The 431-nt window shown below is 53.8% G+C and carries 1 protein-coding gene; it reads right to left on the reverse strand.

Annotated features, from left to right (window positions below; genetic code table 11):
* Window positions 1-77: 77 nt before the first annotated feature.
* On the reverse strand, window positions 78-431 hold a 354-nt coding region (locus JQK88_RS35885), incomplete at its 5' end, for a hypothetical protein (protein WP_210388458.1).

Here is a 431-nt window from a genome sequence, read left to right on the forward strand (position 1 = left end):
TAACCACCTCCACTTAAGCCATAGTTTATGGCTGTGAGATGTCTACGAAACCCTGGGCGATTCACTGCTCACTACAGCTACACTGCAGTCGGGACGTGTGATTCTCGGTAGCGAAGCAGGCCCTTAGAACTGCTCCGCGCCCATTCGCCTTCGCTTCGCCTCGCCAAAGCCGCCTCGGCTAGCTGCAAGACATGTTCGATTTCGCCGGACCGGGACGACTGCTCAAGCCAAGCCCCAAGGTAGCCTGATATCCACAGTAGCATCTCGAAAGCTTGGTCGTAAGAAGACCAATTGATCTGTGCTGAGAATGGCCGCTGCACCACTCGTGTATGGGCTTCAATCTCCTTAGACACTTTTGTGAGAATAGCCTTTCGCACATTGACTGATGCCGCCGCACAAAGGCTAGCCACTTCGTCGGTAAAGTACCCTTC

This window comes from Mesorhizobium caraganae (assembly GCF_016836705.1).
GTDB lineage: Bacteria > Pseudomonadota > Alphaproteobacteria > Rhizobiales > Rhizobiaceae > Mesorhizobium > Mesorhizobium caraganae.